Below are 19,919 nucleotides of genomic sequence, written 5' to 3'. Positions count from 1 at the left end.
AGAGCGAACTTAATGCGGCTCCGGTACGGGCACCGGCTCCGGCTCCGCGACCGGCAGCGGCCCCTCGATCCCGATCCGCGGCAGCCGCTTCTCCAGCCACCCCGGCAGCCACCAGTTCGCCCCGCCCAGCAGATGCATCAGCGCCGGCACCAGCAGCGTGCGCAGCACAAACGCGTCCAGCGCGACCGCCACCGCGAGCCCGATCCCGAACATCGCGATGATCCGGTCGCCGCCCAGCACGAAGGCCCCGAACACCGCGATCATGATGATCGCCGCCGAATTGATGACCCGACTGGTCTCGGCGAGTCCGATCCGCACCGCCCGCCGGTTGTCGCGGGTGGCGAGCCACTCCTCGTACATCCGGCTGACCAGGAAGACCTGGTAGTCCATGGAGAGCCCGAAGAGCACCGAGATCATCACCACCGGCAGGAACGGCTCTATCGGCCCGGCCCCGCCGAGCCCCAGCGCCTCGCTCCCCCAGCCCCACTGGAAGACGGCGACCACGACGCCGAAGGAGGCGGCGACGGCGACGATGTTCATGGCCGCGGCCTTCAGCGGTATCCCGATGGACCGGAAGGCCACCAGAAGCAGCAGGCAGCCGAGCCCGATCACGACCCCGGCGAACAGCGGCAGCTTCCCGACGATCACCTCGGCGAAGTCGTCGTACGAGGCGGTGATCCCGCCCACGTACACATCCAGCGACGTCCCGGCCTCGGCGGCGGGCAGCACCTCGGCGCGCAGCCGGTCCACCAGCTCGGAGGTCTCCTGCGACTGCGGCGACGTCTCCGGTACGACGGTGATGACGCTCGTGTCGCCCTTCCCGTCGCCGAGCGCGGAGGCGTCGACGCCCGCGACGCCCGGCACGTCGCGCAGCTCTTCGGGGAGCTTCTCGAAGGCCAGCCGGTCGCCGGCGCTCTCGGTCTCGGCGACCAGCGTGAGCGGGCCGTTGAAGCCCGGCCCGAAGCCGTCGGCGAGGAGGTCGTACGCCTGCCGGGTGGTCGAGGACGCCGGGTGGTTGCCCTGGTCGGAGGTGCCCAGGTGGAGGGCGAAGATCGGCAGGGCGAGGAGCACCATGAAGCCGGCGGCGAGCGCGCCGAGCAGCTTCGGCCGCCGTTCGACGAAGCCGGCCCAGCGGGCGGCGAGCCCGTGCGGCAGCGTCGGCCGCGGGCCGTGCTCAACGAGGGCGCGGCGCTCGCGGCGGCTGAGCGCCTTCATGCCGATGACGCCGAGCAGAGCGGGCAGCAGCGTGACGGAGGCGAGCACCGTCAGCATCACGGTCAGAGAGGCGGCGATGGCGACCCCGTTGAGGAAGCTGAGCCGCAGCACGAGCATGCCGAGCAGCGCGATACACACGGTCACACCCGCGAACACCACCGCCCGCCCGGACGTGGCCACGGCCCGCTCGGCGGCCTCCCCGACCGGCAGCCCCTCGCGCAGCCCGCGCCGGTGCCGGGTGACGATGAAGAGCGCGTAGTCGATCCCGACTCCGAGCCCCACCAGCATGCCCAGCATCGGCGCGAAGTCGGCGACGGTCATGACATGCCCGAGCAGCCCGATCCCGGCGTAGGCGGTGCCGACGCTGACCAGCGCGGTGGCGATCGGCAGCGCCATGGCGGCCAGCGATCCGAAGGCGAGGAAGAGCACTATGGCGGCGACCACGACCCCGACGGCCTCGGTGTAGTGCACCTCGGGCGCCTGCAGCTTGGCGGCCCCGGGCCCGCCGACCTGCACCTCGAGCCCGTCGCCCGCCGTGGCCCTCGCGGTGTCGACGACCTCGGCGATGTCGCCCTTGGCGACGTCCTGCACGGGGTTGTCGTAGGTGACGGTGGCGTACGCGGTGTGTCCGTCCGCGCTGATCCGGTCGGCGCCCCGCTCGTCGTACGGACCGTCCACCCCGGCCACGCCCGGCAGTCCGGCGATCTCCCGCAGCGTCTCGGTCATCCGTTGCTCGGTGTCCCCGCCGCTGACGTCCCCGTCGGCGCGGTGCCACACGACGGTGTCGACGTCCCCGTCGCCGCCCGGGAAGGCCTCGGCGACGAGCGCCTGCGCCCGGCCGGACTCGGTGCCGGGGACGTCGTAGTCATTGGAGTACGCGGACCCGGCGACGAGGGCCGCGGCCGAGGTACCGGCGAGCACCACGAGCCAGAGCACGACGACGAGAAGACGGCGCCGCAGGCACCAGCGGGCTATCACCGACAAGAAACTGCTCCCTGTAAACATTCCGGATGTATCAGGGAACAGCCCCCAACGAGCTCCCAAAGTTCTTTTGCACTATTCCACTTGAAAGAGATCCATTGCCTGTTTCGTGTCCGTACTCACAGAACGAGGGCGGCACGCCCGTCCGTAAACGGGTGTGCCGCCCTCGTACGGGCAGTGCTGCAGCTCAGCCCTCGACGCCGAGCTTCTCCAGGATCATCTCCCGCGCCCGGCCCGCGTCGGCCTGGCCACGGGTGGCCTTCATGACCGCACCGACCAGAGCGCCGGCGGCCTGGATCTTGCCGTCCCGGACCTTCTTGGCGATATCCGGGTTGCCGGCGATGGCCTCCTCGACCGCCGCCCCCAGCGCGCCCTCGTCCTTGACGATCTTCAGCCCGCGGGCCTCGACGACCTCGTCCGGCGTGCCCTCGCCCTTCAGCACGCCTTCGAGGACCTGCCGGGCCAGCTTGTCGTTGAGCGAGCCCTCCTGCACCAGGGCGGCCACGCGCGCGACCTGCTCGGGCGTGACGGGCAGCTCGCCCAGCTCGACGCCGGTCTCGTTCGCATGCCGCGCCAGCTCGCCCATCCACCACTTACGGGCGGCGGCGGCATCCGCGCCGGCGTCGATCGTGGCGACGATCGGCCCGATGGCGCCGGCGTTGAGCACCGACTGCATGTCGTGCTGCGTGATGCCCCACTCCTCGCGCAGCCGGTTGCGGCGCAGCCGCGGCAGCTCGGGCAGCCCGGCCCGCAGCTGCTCCACCCACTCGCGCGAGGGAGCGACGGGCACCAGGTCCGGCTCGGGGAAGTAGCGGTAGTCCTCCGCCTCCTCCTTCACCCGGCCCGAGGTCGTGGACCCCGTGTCCTCGTGGAAGTGCCGGGTCTCCTGGATGATCGTTCCGCCGCCGTTGAGCACCTCGGCGTGGCGGGAGATCTCGGACCGTACGGCCCGCTCCACGCTACGCAGCGAGTTGACGTTCTTCGTCTCGCTCCGGGTGCCGAACTTCTCCGCGCCGGGCTTCATCAGCGACAGGTTCACGTCGCAGCGCATCTGGCCCTGCTCCATGCGCGCCTCGGACACGTCCAGCGCCTTGATCAGCTCGCGCAGCTCGGCGACGTACGCCTTCGCCACCTCCGGCGCCCGCTCGCCCGCGCCGGTGATCGGCTTGGTGACGATCTCGATCAGCGGGATCCCGGCCCGGTTGTAGTCGAGCAGCGAGTGCGAGGCGCCGTGGATACGGCCGGTGGCGCCGCCGACGTGCAGCGACTTACCGGTGTCCTCCTCCATGTGGGCGCGCTCGATCTCGACCCGGAAGACCTCGCCGTCCTCGAGCTGGACGTCCAGATAGCCGTTGAAGGCGATCGGCTCGTCGTACTGCGAGGTCTGGAAGTTCTTCGGCATGTCCGGATAGAAGTAGTTCTTCCGGGCGAAGCGGCACCACTCGGCGATGTCGCAGTTCAGCGCAAGACCGATCTTGATGGCCGACTCGACGCCGATGGCGTTGACCACCGGCAGCGCACCGGGCAGCCCCAGACAGGTCGGGCAGGTCTGGCTGTTCGGGTCCTGCTTGAGCTCGGTGGAGCAGCCGCAGAACATCTTGGTCTTCGTGCCGAGCTCGACATGGACCTCGAGGCCCATGACCGGCTCGTAGGACGCGAGGGCGTCCTCGTACGTAACAGTCACGCTCTCGTCCCTCAGCCGGCCAGGATGTCGTCGTCGTTCTTACGGCGCAGCTCGCGGAGCATTATGGCCACACCGGTGGCAATGGCCGCGCCGGAGACCAGCGCGTCCAGCATCCGCAGCTTGTCGTCCTCGAAGCGCGCCTGCTTCATCTGCTTGGCGACGCTGACCGCACCGAACAGCGTGGTGCCGATCGAGAGATACGTGCCTGCCCTGGACTTCTTGACCTTGGCAAGCGACTTGCCGGGCTTACTCATAGCGCGGGTGCCTCCTCAAGCAGCGGGTGTCCCCAGCGGGCGGCGAAGGCGGCCTCGACGGCTGCGCCCACCGTGTACAGGCGCTCGTCCTTCATCGCCGGAGCGATGATCTGCAGGCCGACCGGCAGGCCGTCCTCGGGGGCGAGGCCGCAGGGCAGCGACATCGCGGCGTTGCCCGCCAGGTTCGACGGGATGGTGCACAGGTCGGCGAGGTACATCGCCATCGGGTCGTCGGCACGCTCGCCGATCGGGAAGGCGGTGGTCGGCGTGGTGGGCGAGATGAGCACGTCGACGTCCTCGAAGGCCTTCTCGAAGTCCTTCGTGATGAGCGTCCGCACCTTCTGCGCGGAGCCGTAGTACGCGTCGTAGTAGCCGGAGCTGAGCGCGTACGTGCCGAGCATGATGCGCCGCTTCACCTCGGGGCCGAAGCCGGCCTCGCGGGTCAGGCTCGTGACCTCCTCGGCGGAGTGGCTGCCGTCGTCGCCGGTACGCAGGCCGTAGCGCAGGCCGTCGAAGCGGGCGAGGTTGGACGAGCACTCGGACGGGGCGATCAGGTAGTACGCCGCGAGCGCCTTGGTGAAGGACGGGCACGACACCTCGACGACCTCGGCGCCGAGCTCCTTCAGCAGCTCGACGGACTCGTCGAAGCGCTGCATGACGCCGGCCTGGTAGCCCTCGCCGCGGAACTCCTTCACCACGCCGATCCGCAGGCCCGCCACCGAGCCGTTGCGGGCGGCCTCGACGACCGGCGGCACCGGGGCGTCGATGGAGGTGGAGTCGAGCTCGTCGTGCCCGGCCATGACCTCGTGCAGCAGAGCGGCGTCGAGGACCGTACGGGCACAGGGCCCGCCCTGGTCGAGGGAGGACGAGAAGGCGACCATGCCGTACCGGGAGACGCCGCCGTAGGTCGGCTTCACGCCGACCGTGCCGGTGACGGCCGCGGGCTGGCGGATGGAGCCGCCGGTGTCGGTGCCGATGGCGAGCGGGGCCATGTGCGAGGCGAGGGCGGCGGAGGAGCCGCCGCCGGAGCCGCCGGGGATCCTGGTGAGGTCCCAGGGGTTGCCGGTCGGGCCGTAGGCGCTGTTCTCGGTGGAGGACCCCATGGCGAACTCGTCCATGTTGGTCTTGCCGAGGATGACGACGTCGGCGGCCTTCAGCCGCTTGGTGACGGTGGCGTCGTACGGCGGGATCCAGCCCTCGAGGATCTTGGAGCCGACCGTGGTGGGCACACCCTCGGTGGTGAAGATGTCCTTGAGCGCGAGCGGCACCCCGGCCAGCGGGCCGAGCTTCTCGCCCGCGGCGCGCTTCTCGTCGACCTTACGGGCCTGGGCGAGCGCGCCCTCCCGGTCCACGTGCAGGAAGGCGTGCACCTTCTCGTCGACGGCCTCGATCCGGGCCAGGTGGGCCTCGGTGACCTCGACGGCGGTGAGCTCACCGTTCGCGATCTTCGCCGCGGTCTCGGCCGCGGTCAGCTTGATGATGTCGGTCATGTCCGTCACTCCTCCCCCAGGATCTGCGGCACCTTGAAGCGCTGCTGCTCCTGCGCCGGGGCGCCGGAGAGCGCCTGCTCGGGGGTCAGGGACGGGCGGACCTCGTCCGGGCGCATGACGTTCGTCAGGGGCAGCGGGTGGGAGGTCGGCGGGACGTCAGCGTCGGAGACGTCCGAGACGGCCGCGACGGCGCCGATGATCGCGTCGAGCTGACCGGCGAAATGGTCGAGCTCTCCGTCGCTGAGCTCAAGCCGCGCCAGCTTGGCGAGGTGAGCGACCTCCTCGCGGGTGATGCCAGGCATGTGCTGGATCCTCACAGGGGTGGTTTCGGTTTGAGGGCAATCCTATGGGCACGGCAGGGATGCCTCGAAACGGATTCCCCTGCCGGGGAGGGTGGGCGGTGGACCGCGGTGGCCGTGGTCCTGCGGGGGGCGGCCGTCCCGCGGTGGGCGAGGGCGGCCCTTACTTGATCGCCCGCTCCTCCGCTTCGGCGGTCTCCGCCGACTCCTCCGCCGACTCTCCCGCCGGCAGCTCGAGCGCTTCCCGCGCTCCCCGCGCCCGCAGCCACGCCGTCGTCTCCTCCGGCGGCATCGCCGCGGCGACCAGCCAGCCCTGCACCGCGTCGCAGCGCATGTCGCGCAGCCGCTCCCAGGTCTCGTCGTCCTCGACGCCCTCGGCTACGACCCTGAGGCCCAGCGAATGCGCCAGGTCGACGGTGCAGCGGACGATCTCCGCGTCCTCGTTGTCGATCGCGAGCCGGGCCACGAACGAGCGGTCGATCTTGAGCTCCGACACCGGCAGCCGCCGCAGATGCACCAGCGACGAATAGCCCGTACCGAAGTCGTCCAGCGACATCTTCACCCCGTGCCCGGTCAGCCCGGCCAGGGTGTCCGCCGCTCGCTGCGGGTCCTCCAGCAGCACATGTTCCGTTATCTCCAGCTGCAGCGCCCCCGGCGGCACACCGTGCCGCGCGAGCCGGGCGGCGACCGCGCCCGCGAATCCAGGCGTGTGCACGTCACGCGGAGAGACGTTGACGGCGACCGGCACCCGCAGGCCTTCCGACCGCCAGGTCGCCACCTGCTCCAGCGCCGTCTCCAGTACGTACTCCGTCAGCAGCGGCATCAGCCCCGACGTCTCGGCGATCGCGATGAACTCCTCCGGGCTCACCCGCCCGCGCTCGGGGTGCTCCCAGCGGACGAGCGCCTCGAGGCCGACGACCTCGCCGTCGAAGCCGACCTTCGGCTGGTAGTGCAGCTCCACCTCGTGCGACTGCAGGGCCCGGCGCAGGTCGCCGAGCAGTCCCAGCCGGTCCGGGGTGTTGCCGTCCCGCCGGGCCTCGTAGACCTCGACGCCGCTGCGGTCCCGCTTGGCCTGGTACATCGCGACGTCCGCGCGCCGCAGCAGCCCCTCGGTCTCGAGCGCGTGCTCCGGGAAGACCGCGACCCCGGCGCTGGCCTCCAGCACCAGCGTCAGCCCGTCCAGATCGAGCGGCGATCCCAGGGCGGCGACCAGCGTCCGCGCCACTCGCTGCGCGGACGTCGTCGAATCGACGGTCGGCAGCAGCACCGCGAACTCGTCGCCGCCCAGCCGCGCGGCCTCCGCCCCGCGCGGCAGCGCCAGCCGCAGCCGCTCGGCGATCTGCAGCAGCAGCCGGTCGCCGGCCAGGTGTCCCAAAGTGTCGTTGACGGCCCGGAACCGGTCCAGGTCGATCAGCACCAGCGCGGCCCGCTCCCCGGTCCGCTCCGCCTCGTCGAGCGCCGACCAGGTCCGCTCCAGCAGCCACTGCCGGTTCGGCAGCCCGGTCAGCGGGTCCTGCAGCTGCTCCTCGGCGCGCGCCCGGGCAATCCACAGGGTGGAGTCGAGCGCGATCAGCGGCACGGCGAACAGCGGCAGCAGCACCGGCATGTGCACCGCCACCACCACGATCAGCGGCGAGATGCCCAGCAGCGCGACGCCGACGAGGCCCTGCCGGATCAGCGCCGTCCGCGCCAGCGCGCTGCGGGTCGGCAGCCCGGCGTGCTGCGGCGCCGTCCCGTACCAGAGCACCACCCGGGTGACCAGCAGATACGCCGCGGCGACCGTGATCAACTCGGGCAGCACATAAGCATTCCAGGTCTGCGGCTCCCACGGCTCGGAGACCGACGGATGCACCCCGAAGCCGCGCAGCGCGAGCGCCGCGCAGGCGACTCCGAGCACATCGACGGCGCCGTGCAGCAGCGCCTGCCGCCACCGGTGCCGTCGCGCCGCTCCGACCAGGACCACGACCACGAGACTGACGAACATGGCGGGCAGCCAGCCGTAGAGCAGCAGCACCGCGAGGGTGAGAGCAGAGCCGGAGCCCGTGCCGCCCCACCACCGGTCGCGGCCCATCGCCACCAGATGCCCGACGATGATCGCGGTGAGCACCGCGAGCGACCAGCCGACCGTGGATCGGGGAAACAGCGCGCGATCGCCGGTGATCGCCCCGTAGAGTCCGGCGGCGAGGGTCAACCCCGCGGCGATCTGCACCAGCACCGGGAGCAGCGTCGTGACGGTGGCGGAGGTGGGCAGGAATCCGCGCAGCCGGGACGCCCGTTCGGCGCCTTCGGTCCCCGCGCGGGGGTCCGGGGGGCGTACCCCGGGCGACTGCGGCATCCCCGTCCCTCTCACCGGCAGGTGTGCGCCTGCGCGCACACCACTGGAGTCAACAGTAGGCCGCGGAGGGCCCGGACGGGCGGCGATCGGCCTCGGTCGCCCGATAACTCCTTCTCGTCCTACTCCTGTCTTACTCGGTGCCGGTGTCTGATCCGGCCGAGTCCTCGGGCGTCCGGGGGCTTGCCCCCGGGGATGTGGCAGCACCGTCTTCACCTGTCGCCGCGGCCTGGCGTGCGGCGTCGGGTCCCTCTTCCAGCAGTACGGCAAAACCGGCCTCGTCCAGCACTGGAACCTTCAGCTGGACTGCCTTGTCGTGCTTCGACCCCGGGTTCTCGCCAACGACCACGAAACTGGTCTTCTTGGACACCGATCCCGTGACCTTGGCGCCGAGGTGCTGCAAAGCTTCCTTCGCGCCGTCGCGCGTATGTGAATTAAGTGTTCCCGTTACGACGACGGTGAGACCTTCCAGCGGACGCGGACCTTCCGATCCGGTCGATTCGGCCTCCATCGTGACGCCCGCGGCCCGCCAACGCTCCACGATCTCGCGGTGCCAGTCCACGGCGAACCAGTCCTTCAGCGACGCCGCGATGGTAGGCCCGACCCCCTCGGCCGCCGCCAGCTCCTCCTCGCTCGCCTCCATGATCCGGTCGAGGGAACGGAACTCGCGCGCCAGCGCCTGCGCCGCCACCGGCCCGACATGGCGGATCGACAGACCGGTGATGACCCGGTCGAGCGGCCGGCTCTTGGCCTCCTCGATGTGCTTCAGCATCAGGCCGGTGTTCTTCTTCGCCTCGCCCTTCTGGTTCGCGAAGAAGGTGACCACCTTGGGCTCGCCGGTCTTCGGGTCGCGCTTGGGCAGCCCGCTGTCCGGGTCGAGGACGTACGACTTGATGGGCAGCAAGGCGTCCTCGACCAGGTCGAAGAGCCCGCCCTCGTCCTTCAGCGGCGGCTCGGACGGCTCCAGCGGCTGGGTGAGCGCGGTGGCAGCGACATAGCCGAAGTTCTCGATGTCCAGGCACTTGCGCCCGGCCAGATAGAACAGCCGCTCCCGCAACTGCGCCGGGCAGGACCGCGCATTGGGGCAGCGCAGGTCGACGTCGCCCTCCTTCATCGGCCGCAGCTTGGTGCCGCACTCGGGGCACTCGGCCGGCATCACGAACTCCCGCTCGCTGCCGTCCCGCAGATCGGCCACCGGACCGAGGATCTCGGGGATCACATCCCCGGCCTTCCGCAGCGCGACGGTGTCCCCGATCAGGACGCCCTTCTCCTTCACCACGTCCTGGTTGTGCAGCGTGGCGAACTCGACCTCGCTCCCCGCCACCAGCACCGGCTCGACGACGGCATAGGGCGTCACCCGCCCGGTGCGCCCGACGCCGACCCGGATGTCGACCAGCTTGGTGTTGACCTCCTCGGGCGGATACTTCCAGGCGATCGCCCACCGCGGCGCCCGCGAGGTGGACCCCAGCCGCCCCTGCAGCCGGATCTCGTCGAGCTTGACGACGATGCCGTCGATCTCGTGCTCGACGTCGTGCCGGTGCTCGCCGTAGTACGCGATGATCTCGCGGACGGCAGGGATGTCGTCGACGACCTTCGCGTACTTGGAAGTGGGCAGCCCCCACTCCTTCAGCAGCTCGTAGGCCTCCGACAGCCGGTCGAAGCGGACGCCTTCGATGTGCCCGATCCCGTGCACGACCATGTGCAGCGCGCGGGTCGCGGTCACCTTCGGGTCCTTCTGCCGCAGCGAGCCGGCCGCGGAATTGCGCGGGTTGGCGAAGGCGGGCTTGCCGGCCTCGACCAGGTCGGCATTGAGCTTCTCGAAGTCCTCGAGGGTGAAGTAGACCTCGCCGCGGATCTCGACGACATCCGGGATGTTCTTGCCCTTGAGGCGGTGCGGAATGCCCTCGATCGTACGGACATTGGGCGTGATGTCCTCGCCCTGGCGGCCGTCGCCGCGGGTGGCGCCGCGGACCAGACGCCCGTTCTCGTACGTGAGATTGACGGCGAGGCCGTCGACCTTGAGCTCGCAGAGGAAGTGGTGCGGGATGCCCTCGAGGTCCTTCTCGACGCGCTCCGCCCAGGCGTCGAGCTCCTCGTCCGTGAAGGCATTGTCGAGCGACAGCATCCGCTGCAGATGCTCGACGGAGGTGAACTCCGTCTCGTACGCCCCCGCGACCTTCTGGGTGGGCGAGTCGGGCGTCCGCAGCTCGGGGTGCTTCTCCTCGATGGCCTCCAGCTCGCGCAGCAGCTTGTCGAACTCGGCATCGCTGACGACGGGCGTCGTCACGTAATACCGGAAGCGGTGCTCCTCGATCTGCTCGGCCAGCTTCCGGTGCTGCTCGCGCGCCGCACTGTCCGTACGCTCCGTACTCAAGGAGTGCCTCCCGTAGTCACTCTGGGTCACTCGACAGCGACCTCGCCCCGCGGACGCAGTGGGCCAGCGCCGCCCGCGCATACGCGGGCGAGGCCCCGGCGAGACCGCAGGCCGGGGTGATCACCACCGACTCCGCGAGGGAGCCGGGATCGAGCCCCAGCCTGCGCCACAACGTCCTGACACCCCCGACGCTACCGGCAGGGTCTGACAATGCGCCCGTGTCCGCGCCGTTTCCCGGCACGACCCCCGCGAGGAGTGCCATGCCGTCCTCGACGGCTTCCCCGACGGCGTCGTCCTGACGCTCGGTGAGCAGCCCGAAGTCCAGCGAGACGGCGGCGGCGCCGGCGCGGCGGAGCAGCGCGATGGGGACGTCGGGGGCGCAGGAGTGGACGGCGGTTGGGCCGTCGCCGTTGACGGCGAGGACGTCGCGGAGGGTGGACTCGACGATCGCGCGGTCGACGGCGCGATAGGTCCGGTACCCGCTGGCGGTCTTCACCTGCCCGGTGAGCACGGCGGTGATCGACGGCTCGTCGAGCTGGAGGACGACCTGGGCGCCGGGGACGCGGCGGCGGACGTCGGCGAGATGATTCCGCAGCCCCTCGGCGAGGGAGCCGGCGAGATCGCGACAGGCACCGGGATCGCGCAGCGCGGCCTCCCCATTACGCGTCTCGAGCGCGGCGGCAAGCGTCCAGGGCCCGGTGGCCTGCACCTTCAGCGGCCCCTCGTACCCCTGCGTGAACTCCTCCAGCGCGTCGAGGTCCTCGCGCAGCCAGGACTGCGCCCGCTTGGTGTCGCGCCCGGGACGATCGCTGATCCGCCACCCGCTGGGCTCGAGGTGCGCATACACATCGACCAGCATCCCGGCACTCCGCCCGACCATGTCGGCCCCGGGCCCCCGCGCAGGCAACTCAGCCAGAAACGGAAACCCCCCGACCTCCCCGGTCACCATCCGCGCCGTCTCGCGCGCATCCCCACCGGGCATCGATCCGACCCCGGTCGCACCGGCGGGGCCCCAGGCAAACTTCACAGTCTCGCTCACCCTCCGAAGGGTACGGCGGTACGCTGCCGTGATCTTCTACGGGGACAAAGGGCGGGGCGCACATGCGCGAGCGGCTGCGGTTGGCACTGGCGCTGGTCGTCGTGGTGGCCCTGGTGGTCACCGGCTTCCTCGTCTACGAGCACGTGACCCGGTATCACGAGGACACCAGCGGGCCGCACGGCGACTTCCCCCGGGCCCTGGGCAGCGGGGCGCCCGAGGCCCCTGCACGGGTGCTGCGCACGCTGCCCGATGACACCTCGGGCATCGTGGGCGGGCTGAGTGTCAGCTCCGACGGCAAGGGTGTGGGCACGGTCAACGTCCGTACGGGCAAGGAGTTCTGGCGGTACGACCGCGAGGAAACGACGGCCGGAGACGTGGACTTCGACCGGCGCACGGTGGCCCAGTGGTGGGACGACGGCGTGCTGGTCGGGCTCGACATCCGCACGGGCAAGCCGCGCTGGCACGCGGACGCACCGGACACGAGCCCGATAGTGCGCATCCTCGACGGCCAGGTGGTCACGATCACGCGGCGCGAGGTCGCCGCGTACGACGAGGACTCCGGCAAGCGGCTGTGGCGCACGCGCCTGCCGAAGGGGTGCAAACCGGACGACGACGGCATCTACGCGATGGCCGGGGTGGACACGCTGAAGGTCCATGACTGCGAGGGCGGCTTCGGCCGGCTCGGCCTCGACCGGCGGACCGGTGCCGTGCGGTGGCGCATCCAGGACCAGAGCCTGCTCTCCCGGCAGCTCGATGCCGACACCCTGGTCTGGGAGGAAGCCGGCCTGGTACGTGCGGACTTGTCGCGCACCCGCCCGGTGCTCCACCCCGAGGCCCGCTTTCCGGGCGACAGCAGGCTGACGGAAGCGAGCGACGGCGTCCTGCTGACCGTACGGGACGCCAAGAGCGGCAAGGATGAGGACGAGGTGCTGGAGGGCCGCGCAGCTCGCGGCGACTACCCGGTTCGCTGGACCCGGCGCCCGGCTCCCGGCAAGCGGCTCAGCCTGCCGCTGGTGGCCGACGGCAAGGTCTACGTCGTACAGCAGCGGCCGCTCTCCCGCAGCGACAAGGGACAGCCGGGCCCGGCCGAACTGCTCGTACTGAACGCGGACACGGGCCGGCTGCTGCACACCACGCGGCTGCCGGTGCTCAAGCCCACCAGCGGCGACTACAGCGGCAACAGCGGCCAGATCCTCCCGTGGCAAGCCCAGGACGACCTGGTCGCGCTGCGCTGGGACGGCCAGTTCAGCGCGACGACCGAGCGGATCATGCTGCTCACCACCAAGTAAAACTCAACCCCCCGGCCGCACCGAAAGATCCGTGACCTCCGCATCCCGCGGCAGATCCAGCGCCAGCAGCATCGTCTTCGCCACCGACTCCGGGTCGATCCACTTTTCGGCGTCGTAGTCCTTGCCCTCCTGCCGGTGGACCTTCTCCTGCATCGGCGTGGCCGTGCGGCCCGGGTACACCGTCGTGACCCGCACCCCGTTCGGCTTCTCCTCTGCCCGGAGGGAGTCCGCCAGGGCCTTCAGGCCGTGCTTGCTCGCCGCGTACGCGCTCCACTGGGCGTGTGCCGCCAGGCCCGCGCCGGAGTTCACGAAGATGACCGTCCCGCGCGCCTGGCGCAGCTGTGGGAGCAGCAGGCGGGTCAGCTCGGCCGGGCCGCTCAGGTTCGCCGCCAGGGTCTCCGCCCACACCTTCGGCGTGAGGTCGCCGACCGGGCCCAGTTCCACCACGCCCGCCACCTGCAGCAGTGAGTCCAGCTGCTGCGGCAGCTCCTGGTGGCCGAAGGCCCACGACAGCCGCTCCGGCTCGCCCAGGTCGCCGACCAGGGTCTTCGCACCGGGGAAGCGGTCCGCGAGCTCCTTCGCCCGGCCCGCGTTACGGGCGAGCAGCCACAGCTCGTCTCCGCGGTCGAGCAGGTGCCGGGTCACTGCCGCGCCGATGCCGGAGCCGGCGCCGGTGATCAGATGGGTAGCCATACGGCCGATCCTCTCACTGCTCCAGGTACGCCAGCGCGGCCGCCGGCTCGTCGGCGAAGAAGACCAGACTGTCCAGCGGGAGCGGGAGGAAGCCCTCCGTCTCCATCCGCTGGAACTGCTCCTTCAGGCCGTCGTAGAAGCCCGCCGTGTTCAGCAGCACCACCGGCTTGGTGTGCAGGCCGTGCTTCTTCAGCTCCAGGATCTCCGTCGCCTCGTCCAGCGTGCCCGTACCGCCGACCATGATGACCACCGCGTCGGCGCGCGCCAGCAGCTCCGCCTTCCGCTCCGCGAGGTCCTTGGCGACGATCATCTCGTCGCAGCCCGTACGCGCCTTGTCGGACAGGAACGTCACCGAGACGCCCACCAGCCGCCCGCCCGCCTCCTGCACGCCGTCCGCGACCACCTTCATCAGCCCGACGTCCGACCCGCCCCACACCAGCGAATGCCCGCGCTTGCCGAGCAGCTCGGCGAACTCGCGGGCGGGGGCGGTGTAGGTCTCGGAGAGGTCGGCGGCGGAGAGGAAGACGCAAATGTTCATGATGCATACGGTACGCGCGGCAATAACGGGAAGAAGGCGCCCCATCCCGTTGCTCTACTGAGCATGACCACTGGACACCGCATCACCGTCGAGTACGGCACCGAGCACGTCCGCGTCCTCCGCGACGGCCAGGTCCTCGCCGACAGCCGCCGCCCGCTCGTGCTCCGCGAGACCGGCTATCCGCCCCGCTACTACCTCCCGCCCGAGGACGTCCGCACCGAGCTGCTGACGCCGACCGACACCACGACCCACTGTCCCTTCAAGGGCGACGCGGCGTACTGGTCGGCGGCCGGAGCGGCGGACATCGTCTGGGCGTATCCCGATCCCAAGCCCGAAGTGGCCGCCATCAAGGACCACTTCTGCTTCTACGACGCCGAGGTCGTGGAGTAGTCGCTCAGCCGGAAGGCCAGCTCCGTCCGCCACTTCTCCGGCTCCGGCTCCTCGGCCGGGTTCGTCAGAAAGCTCTCCAGCCGGCAGCCCCACCGGGCGCCGGCCGGGGTCGCCTGGACATCCCACTCCATCCCGTGCGTCCCGGCCCAGTCCAGGAATTCGCGGGTTACGTCAGCCTCCGGATTCCCCGCGCAGACGGCCGTCAGATAGCGGCCCCCCGGCAGCACGCCGGCGAAGATCCCGTCGCGTTCCGGCAGGTCCGCGGCCGCCGCCTTCGCCACCGGCACCCCGGCCTCCACCTGGAGCAGGTCGTCCATGTCGATGACGTTGTAGCGGATGAAGGGCGGCCCCGCGGGCGCGATGCCGCGCTCCGCGAGCCGGCCGATGAGCCAGGGCACGCGGTCGGCGATCTGGTGGAGGGTCGCCATGGTGACGCTGCGGGCGGTGCCGGCGTACGGCTGCGCGGCGCGCTCGACGACCACCGGTTCCGCGATGAGATACGGGTCCATGGTCAGGTAGACCAGCCCCGCGCCGGGAATTCATCGCGCCCCGGTCAGTTCTCCGCCAGAAACCTCTCCGCCAGCGCCTCCCCCGCCGCCACCGCGGCCGCGTGGTCCTCGATCGGCTCCGCGGCCGAGCCCGGGAAGAGCAGGTACGTCACCCCCGAGTCCACCCCGCCCGACGACGGGTCGGGGTCGACGCCAAGCCCGGCGGCGCTCGCGTACGACGCCTCGCCGATGATCTTCTTCGGCCCGAGGTCGCCGACCACCGCGTACTGGACCTCGCCCTTGTGGATCACCGCGGCGATGGTCCCACCGCCGATGCCCGCGCCGCGGTAGTCCCAGATCTTGCTGGGCAGCGGTACGACGATGAACGGCAGCCCGGCCGAGTTCAGATGCCGCCCGTCGGACTGCTGGAAGGCGGTCTCCGGCTGGAACCAGCGGTCGGTCTTCTTGTTGCACCGCTCGGTGGGCTGGCCGTCGCAGTCGATGTCCATGTCGGCGTGCCAGTAGACGGCGCCCTTCCGGCCGCAGACCGGTACGGAGGCGCGAGCGTCGCTGTCGGTGCGGTACTTACCGCGGGAGAGCTGGGCGTCGCAGCCGCGGAGCGCGGCCAGCAGCTCGTCCGCCCGCACCGAGCCCTCCGCCGCGGCGGGCGTCGTCGCGTGGCCCGCGGCGGGCAGGAGCAGCAAGGTCGCGAGGGCGGCCACGAGCGCCATGGGGCGACGGCGACGTCGCATGCGGGGTCTCCGGTTTTGTGGGGGGCGGGAGATGCCCTATGACGCTGTCGGAGCGGACATGCCCTGGTCAAGCACCCCACGCCGGGTCGTCGCCGCGATCGTCGCGGACCCGACCACCCGGGTGCCGTCGTACAGCACGATCGCCTGGCCGGGCGCCACGCCCCGTACCGGCTCGGCGAACTCCACCCGCAGCTCGCCGTCCACGACCTCCGCCGCCACCGGCGTCTCGCTGCCGTGCGCGCGCAGCTGCGCCGTGTACGTGCCCGGGCCCTGCGGCGCCGTGCCGCACCAGCGCGGCGTTACGGCCGTCAGCGCGGTCACGTCCAGGGATTCCGCCGGGCCGACCGTCACCGTGTTGTCGACGGGCGAGATGTCCAGCACGTAGCGCGGCTTGCCGTCCGGGGCCGGGGTGCCGATCTTCAGGCCCTTGCGCTGGCCGATGGTGAAGCCGTATGCGCCCGAGTGCGTGCCCACCTTGTCGCCGCTCTCGTCGACGATGTCGCCCTCGGCGGTGCCGAGGCGCTGGGCGAGGAAGCCCTGGGTGTCGCCGTCGGCGATGAAGCAGATGTCGTGGCTGTCCGGCTTCTTGGCGACGAAGAGCCCGCGCTCGGCGGCCTCTTCCCGGATCTGCTCCTTGGTCGTCGCCGTGTCCCCGAGCGGGAACATCGCGTGCGCCAGCTGCCGGTCGTCGAGCACGCCGAGGACGTACGACTGGTCCTTCGCCATGTCGGCGGCCCGGTGCAGCTCGCGGCCGCCGTCCGCGCGGACGATCACCTGCGCGTAGTGCCCGGTGCAGACCGCGTCGAAGCCCAGCGCCAGCGCCTTGTCCAGCAGCGCGGCGAACTTGATCTTCTCGTTGCAGCGCAGGCACGGATTGGGGGTGCGCCCGGCCGCGTACTCGGCGAAGAAGTCCTCGACCACGTCCTCGCGGAAGCGCTCGGCGAGGTCCCACACGTAGAACGGGATGCCGATGACGTCGGCGGCCCGGCGGGCGTCATGGCTGTCCTCGATGGTGCAGCAGCCGCGGGCGCCGGTGCGGAACGACTTCGGGTTCTTCGACAGCGCCAGATGCACGCCGGTCACGTCGTGGCCGGCTTCCGCGGCGCGGGCGGCGGCGACGGCGGAGTCGACGCCGCCGGACATGGCGGCGAGGACCTTCAGGCGGGGGCGGGTGGTCGTGCTGCTGGCGTCAGTCATAGCCCTTACAGGGTACGCACCTGCTCCAGGTACCGGTCCCAGTCCCAGTGCGGCCCGGGGTCGGTGTGGTCGGCGCCGGGGACCTCGTTGTGCCCGATGATGTGCTTCCGGTCCACCGGGATGTCGTACCGGCGGCAGATGTCGGCGGTCAGCCGGGCCGAGGACTGGTACATGGCGTCCGTAAAGGAGTCGGCCCGGTCCACCCACCCCTCGTGCTCGATGCCGATGGAGCGCTCGTTGTACTCCCGGTTGCCCGCGTGGTACGCGACGTCCAGCTCGCGCACCATCTGCTCGACATGGCCGTCCTGGGCGCGGACGACGTAGTGCGTGGCGGCCTGGTGGGCGGGGTCGCGGAAGACCTTGAGGGTGCTGGCGTAGCCGCCCTGGGTGACGTGGATGATCACGCGGTCTATCCCGTAGTCGGCGGGCCGGTCGGCCCGCCGCCAGTTCGCCTGGTCGGCGGCGGTCCAGCGGGCCCGCGGGTAGTCGAGCTCGCCGGCCTTGCGCGGCTTGTCGACGCCCGGCGTCCGCCACCACCAGCGGGCGAGGGTGTCCTGCTCGGTGGCCGCGAGCGCGCCGGCGCCGACGACGGCAGCGCCGCCGATGAGCAGCTTGCGCCGGCTGATGCGGGGTCCTGAGGCCTCGGGCCCGGGATTCTCGTTCATACGTGAGGAGAGAACGCCCGCCGCGGAGATCTGGTTCCGCCGCGCCGCCCCCGCCGAAATCATGGGCCAGGGCCATACGCTCCGCGTTAGGCTCGGCCCTCCTGGCACCAGCAGGACGGGAACAGCATGGGCATTTTCCGCAGGAAGCCGCGCCGCGACGGCCCCGAGGCGCCGCGCGATCCCGACTTCACCTTCTTCTCCGAGGCCGAGGGCGCCCTGTTCCGTACCCAGGTGCGCAGCGCCTTCGCCGAGCGCGGCGTCGAGGTGACCGTGCCGGCCGCGGTGGTGCGGGACGACTCCGGCCGCCAGTTCGGCCTCGGCAACATCGCTGCGGTCTGCCACAACGACGAGCGCGGACAGGCCGTCTGGCCGGGCCTGATCGACCGGCACGTCGACATCATGCTGCGCGGCCTGGAGGCACCCGAGCCGGACGACCTCACACCCGAGGACTTCCGCTCCCGCATCTACCCGCGGCTGCTCACCGAGAGCTCGGCCGCCGAGATCTTCGACTACGGCCGCACCCTGGCCCCGGGCCTCCGCGAGGGCCTGGCGCTCGACTACCCGGACCGCGTCGCCCTGCTCCCGCGCCAGACCCTCGACAAGTACGGCACCCTCCCGGACCTCACCGCCCAGGCGCTGGACAACCTGCGGCAGCTGCCGCTCATGGAGTACGAGCACATCGAGCGCGAGGACGGCGGCGACATCGACGTGGTGATGGGCGAATCGCTCTACACCACCAGCTTCGTCCTGCTCCTCGACGAGCTGACGACCAAGCTCACCGGCCGCGCCCTCAGCCCCGACGGCGCCCTGGTGGTCCTCCCGCACCGCCACCAGCTGGCCTTCCACCCCATCCGGGACCAGAACGTCATCCCGGCCCTGAACACCCTGGCCCGCTTCGCCGTGGCCGGCCACATGGACTCGGTCGGCCCGCTCAGCCCGTGCGTCTACTGGTGGCGGGCCGGCCATCTCACTCAGCTCAGCAGCATCGAGGACGAAGAGCTGCGGGTGACGGTGGACGAGGAGTTCCAGGCGGTCCTGGAGCGCCTGGTCAGCTGAGCCCGGCGGCCCGCGCCCGCTCCACCGCGGGCCCGATGGCGGCGGCCAGCGCGTCGACATCCGCCTGCGTCGAGGTATGCCCCAGCGAGAACCGCAGCGTGCCGCGGGCCAGCTCCGGATCCGCCCCGGTGGCCAGCACGACGTGACTGGGCTGGGCGACGCCCGCCGTGCACGCGGAACCCGTCGAGCACTGGATCCCCGCCGCGTCCAGCAGCAACAGCAGCGAGTCCCCCTCGCACCCGGGGAACGAGAAGTGCGCGTTGGCCGGCAGCCGGTCCACCGGATCGCCCCCGAGCACGGCGTCCGGCACGGCGGCCCGTACCGCCGCGATCAGCCCGTCCCGCAGCTTGCCCACCTCGCGCGCGAACTCCTCGCGCCGCGCCACGGCCAGCTCCGCCGCGACGGCGAACGCCGCGATGCCGGGGACGTCGAGGGTCCCGGAGCGCACGTCGCGCTCCTGTCCGCCGCCGTGCAGCAGCGGTACGGGCGACCGGTCCCGGCCGAGCAGCAGGGCGCCGATGCCGTACGGCCCGCCGATCTTGTGCGCGGAGAGGGTGAGGGCCGCGGGCCCGGCCGCCGCGAAGTCGACCTCGATCTGCCCCGCGGCCTGCACGGCGTCGGTGTGCAGCGGCACCTCGTACTCGGCGGCCACGGCGGCCAGCTCGGCGAGCGGCATGACGGTGCCGATCTCGTTGTTCGCCCACATCACCGTCGCCAGCGCGACATCGCCCGGGTCGTGCGCGATGGCCTCGGCGAAGGCCTCGGGGTGGACCCGCCCGTACGCGTCGACGGGCAGCCAGTCGACCCGCGCGCCCTCGTGCTCGGCCAGCCAGTGCACGGCGTCGAGCACGGCGTGGTGCTCGACGGGACTGGCGATGACCCGCACCCGGCGCGGCTCTGCGTCCCGCCGCGCCCAGTACAGGCCCTTGACCGCGAGGTTGTCCGACTCCGTACCGCCGCCGGTGAAGACCACCTCGCTGGGCCGCGCGCCGAACGCCCCGGCCAGCCGCTCCCGCGCCTCCTCGACGACCCGTCTGGCCTGCCGCCCCGCGGAGTGCAGTGCGGAGGCATTGCCGACGACGCCGAGTTTCCCGGTCAGCTCCCGGACCGCCTCCGGGAGCATGGGTGTGGTGGCGGCATGGTCGAGATAAGCGGGCGGCTCGATGGGGGACACAAGCCACGA

General features: G+C 71.4%; 18 protein-coding genes. 3 read left to right on the top strand and 15 right to left on the bottom strand.

The window, feature by feature from the left end; translation table 11 throughout:
* Nucleotides 1-9: 9 nt before the first annotated feature.
* The 8 genes from G5C51_RS08890 to G5C51_RS08855 all read right to left on the bottom strand — a co-directional run bounded on the left by G5C51_RS08890 (nt 10) and on the right by G5C51_RS08855 (nt 11,668).
* Complete coding sequence (locus G5C51_RS08890) at nt 10-2,199, bottom strand: MMPL family transporter (protein WP_165234544.1); 2,190 nt, start codon at nt 2,197-2,199, stop codon at nt 10-12.
* A 184-nt stretch (nt 2,200-2,383) separates the two neighbouring features.
* Nucleotides 2,384-3,880 carry an Asp-tRNA(Asn)/Glu-tRNA(Gln) amidotransferase subunit GatB gene (gene gatB / locus G5C51_RS08885; RefSeq protein WP_165234541.1) on the bottom strand — a complete coding sequence of 499 codons (1,497 nt, stop codon included), beginning with the start codon at nt 3,878-3,880 and terminating at the stop codon, nt 2,384-2,386.
* Between the two features lie 11 nt (nt 3,881-3,891).
* Nucleotides 3,892-4,134, bottom strand: coding sequence for a hypothetical protein (locus tag G5C51_RS08880; protein ID WP_165234538.1), 243 nt, complete (start codon nt 4,132-4,134; stop codon nt 3,892-3,894).
* Nucleotides 4,131-5,624, bottom strand: coding sequence for an Asp-tRNA(Asn)/Glu-tRNA(Gln) amidotransferase subunit GatA (gene gatA / locus G5C51_RS08875; RefSeq protein WP_165234535.1), 1,494 nt, complete (start codon nt 5,622-5,624; stop codon nt 4,131-4,133). Before gatA ends, G5C51_RS08880 begins: the two co-directional genes overlap by 4 nt.
* A 5-nt stretch (nt 5,625-5,629) precedes the next feature.
* A complete protein-coding gene (gene gatC, locus G5C51_RS08870; RefSeq protein WP_165234532.1) occupies nt 5,630-5,926 on the bottom strand; it encodes an Asp-tRNA(Asn)/Glu-tRNA(Gln) amidotransferase subunit GatC in 297 nt (98 codons plus the stop codon).
* Nucleotides 5,927-6,086: 160 nt separating this feature from the next.
* Nucleotides 6,087-8,258, bottom strand: a complete 2,172-nt coding sequence (locus G5C51_RS08865; protein ID WP_165234529.1) for a putative bifunctional diguanylate cyclase/phosphodiesterase — start codon at nt 8,256-8,258, stop codon at nt 6,087-6,089.
* A 130-nt stretch (nt 8,259-8,388) separates the two neighbouring features.
* Complete coding sequence (ligA, locus tag G5C51_RS08860) at nt 8,389-10,629, bottom strand: NAD-dependent DNA ligase LigA (protein WP_240929494.1); 2,241 nt, start codon at nt 10,627-10,629, stop codon at nt 8,389-8,391.
* A 16-nt stretch (nt 10,630-10,645) separates the two neighbouring features.
* A complete protein-coding gene (locus G5C51_RS08855; RefSeq protein WP_165234523.1) occupies nt 10,646-11,668 on the bottom strand; it encodes a uroporphyrinogen decarboxylase/cobalamine-independent methonine synthase family protein in 1,023 nt (340 codons plus the stop codon).
* 62 nt (nt 11,669-11,730) lie between these two features.
* Between G5C51_RS08855 and G5C51_RS08850 the strand changes: the two genes are divergently transcribed.
* Nucleotides 11,731-12,957: an outer membrane protein assembly factor BamB family protein gene (locus G5C51_RS08850; protein WP_165234520.1), complete on the top strand. Its 1,227-nt coding sequence runs from the start codon at nt 11,731-11,733 to the stop codon at nt 12,955-12,957.
* 3 nt (nt 12,958-12,960) lie between these two features.
* Here the strand turns inward: G5C51_RS08850 and G5C51_RS08845 are convergent, their stop codons facing one another.
* Both G5C51_RS08845 and G5C51_RS08840 read right to left on the bottom strand, forming a co-directional pair.
* Nucleotides 12,961-13,650 carry an SDR family oxidoreductase gene (locus G5C51_RS08845; RefSeq protein WP_165234517.1) on the bottom strand — a complete coding sequence of 230 codons (690 nt, stop codon included), beginning with the start codon at nt 13,648-13,650 and terminating at the stop codon, nt 12,961-12,963.
* 13 nt (nt 13,651-13,663) lie between these two features.
* Nucleotides 13,664-14,188, bottom strand: coding sequence for an LOG family protein (locus G5C51_RS08840; RefSeq protein WP_165234513.1), 525 nt, complete (start codon nt 14,186-14,188; stop codon nt 13,664-13,666).
* Between the two features lie 57 nt (nt 14,189-14,245).
* Here G5C51_RS08840 and G5C51_RS08835 point away from each other — a divergent pair, with 57 nt between their 5' ends.
* Nucleotides 14,246-14,578 (top strand): DUF427 domain-containing protein, encoded by a 333-nt coding sequence (locus G5C51_RS08835; protein ID WP_165234574.1) that lies wholly within the window; start codon nt 14,246-14,248, stop codon nt 14,576-14,578.
* Here G5C51_RS08835 and G5C51_RS08830 read toward each other — a convergent pair.
* The 4 genes from G5C51_RS08830 to G5C51_RS08815 are packed head-to-tail and all read right to left on the bottom strand — an operon-like array spanning nt 14,554 to nt 17,680.
* Nucleotides 14,554-15,087, bottom strand: coding sequence for a GyrI-like domain-containing protein (locus G5C51_RS08830; RefSeq protein WP_165234511.1), 534 nt, complete (start codon nt 15,085-15,087; stop codon nt 14,554-14,556). The genes G5C51_RS08835 and G5C51_RS08830 overlap by 25 nt on opposite strands.
* A 44-nt stretch (nt 15,088-15,131) precedes the next feature.
* Nucleotides 15,132-15,818: a glycoside hydrolase family 75 protein gene (locus tag G5C51_RS08825; RefSeq protein WP_165234508.1), complete on the bottom strand. Its 687-nt coding sequence runs from the start codon at nt 15,816-15,818 to the stop codon at nt 15,132-15,134.
* 36 nt (nt 15,819-15,854) lie between these two features.
* Nucleotides 15,855-17,015 carry a tRNA 2-thiouridine(34) synthase MnmA gene (gene mnmA / locus G5C51_RS08820; RefSeq protein ID WP_165234506.1) on the bottom strand — a complete coding sequence of 387 codons (1,161 nt, stop codon included), beginning with the start codon at nt 17,013-17,015 and terminating at the stop codon, nt 15,855-15,857.
* A 5-nt stretch (nt 17,016-17,020) separates the two neighbouring features.
* On the bottom strand, nt 17,021-17,680 hold the full coding sequence (locus G5C51_RS08815) for an N-acetylmuramoyl-L-alanine amidase (protein ID WP_165234503.1): 660 nt from the start codon (nt 17,678-17,680) through the stop codon (nt 17,021-17,023).
* Between the two features lie 126 nt (nt 17,681-17,806).
* Between G5C51_RS08815 and G5C51_RS08810 the strand changes: the two genes are divergently transcribed.
* Entirely contained in the window at nt 17,807-18,736 is a 930-nt protein-coding gene (locus G5C51_RS08810) for a hypothetical protein (RefSeq protein WP_165234500.1), read from the top strand.
* Here G5C51_RS08810 and G5C51_RS08805 read toward each other — a convergent pair.
* Nucleotides 18,729-19,901 (bottom strand): aminotransferase class V-fold PLP-dependent enzyme, encoded by a 1,173-nt coding sequence (locus tag G5C51_RS08805; protein ID WP_165234571.1) that lies wholly within the window; start codon nt 19,899-19,901, stop codon nt 18,729-18,731. The two genes, G5C51_RS08810 and G5C51_RS08805, sit on opposite strands and share 8 nt — an antisense overlap.
* Nucleotides 19,902-19,919: the final 18 nt, after the last annotated feature.

Origin of the sequence: Streptomyces coryli (assembly GCF_011044975.1) — a bacterium.
Taxonomy (GTDB): domain Bacteria; phylum Actinomycetota; class Actinomycetes; order Streptomycetales; family Streptomycetaceae; genus Streptomyces; species Streptomyces coryli.
Note: the sequence above shows the minus strand (reverse complement) of the source record. Positions and strands in the feature narration are given on the sequence as shown.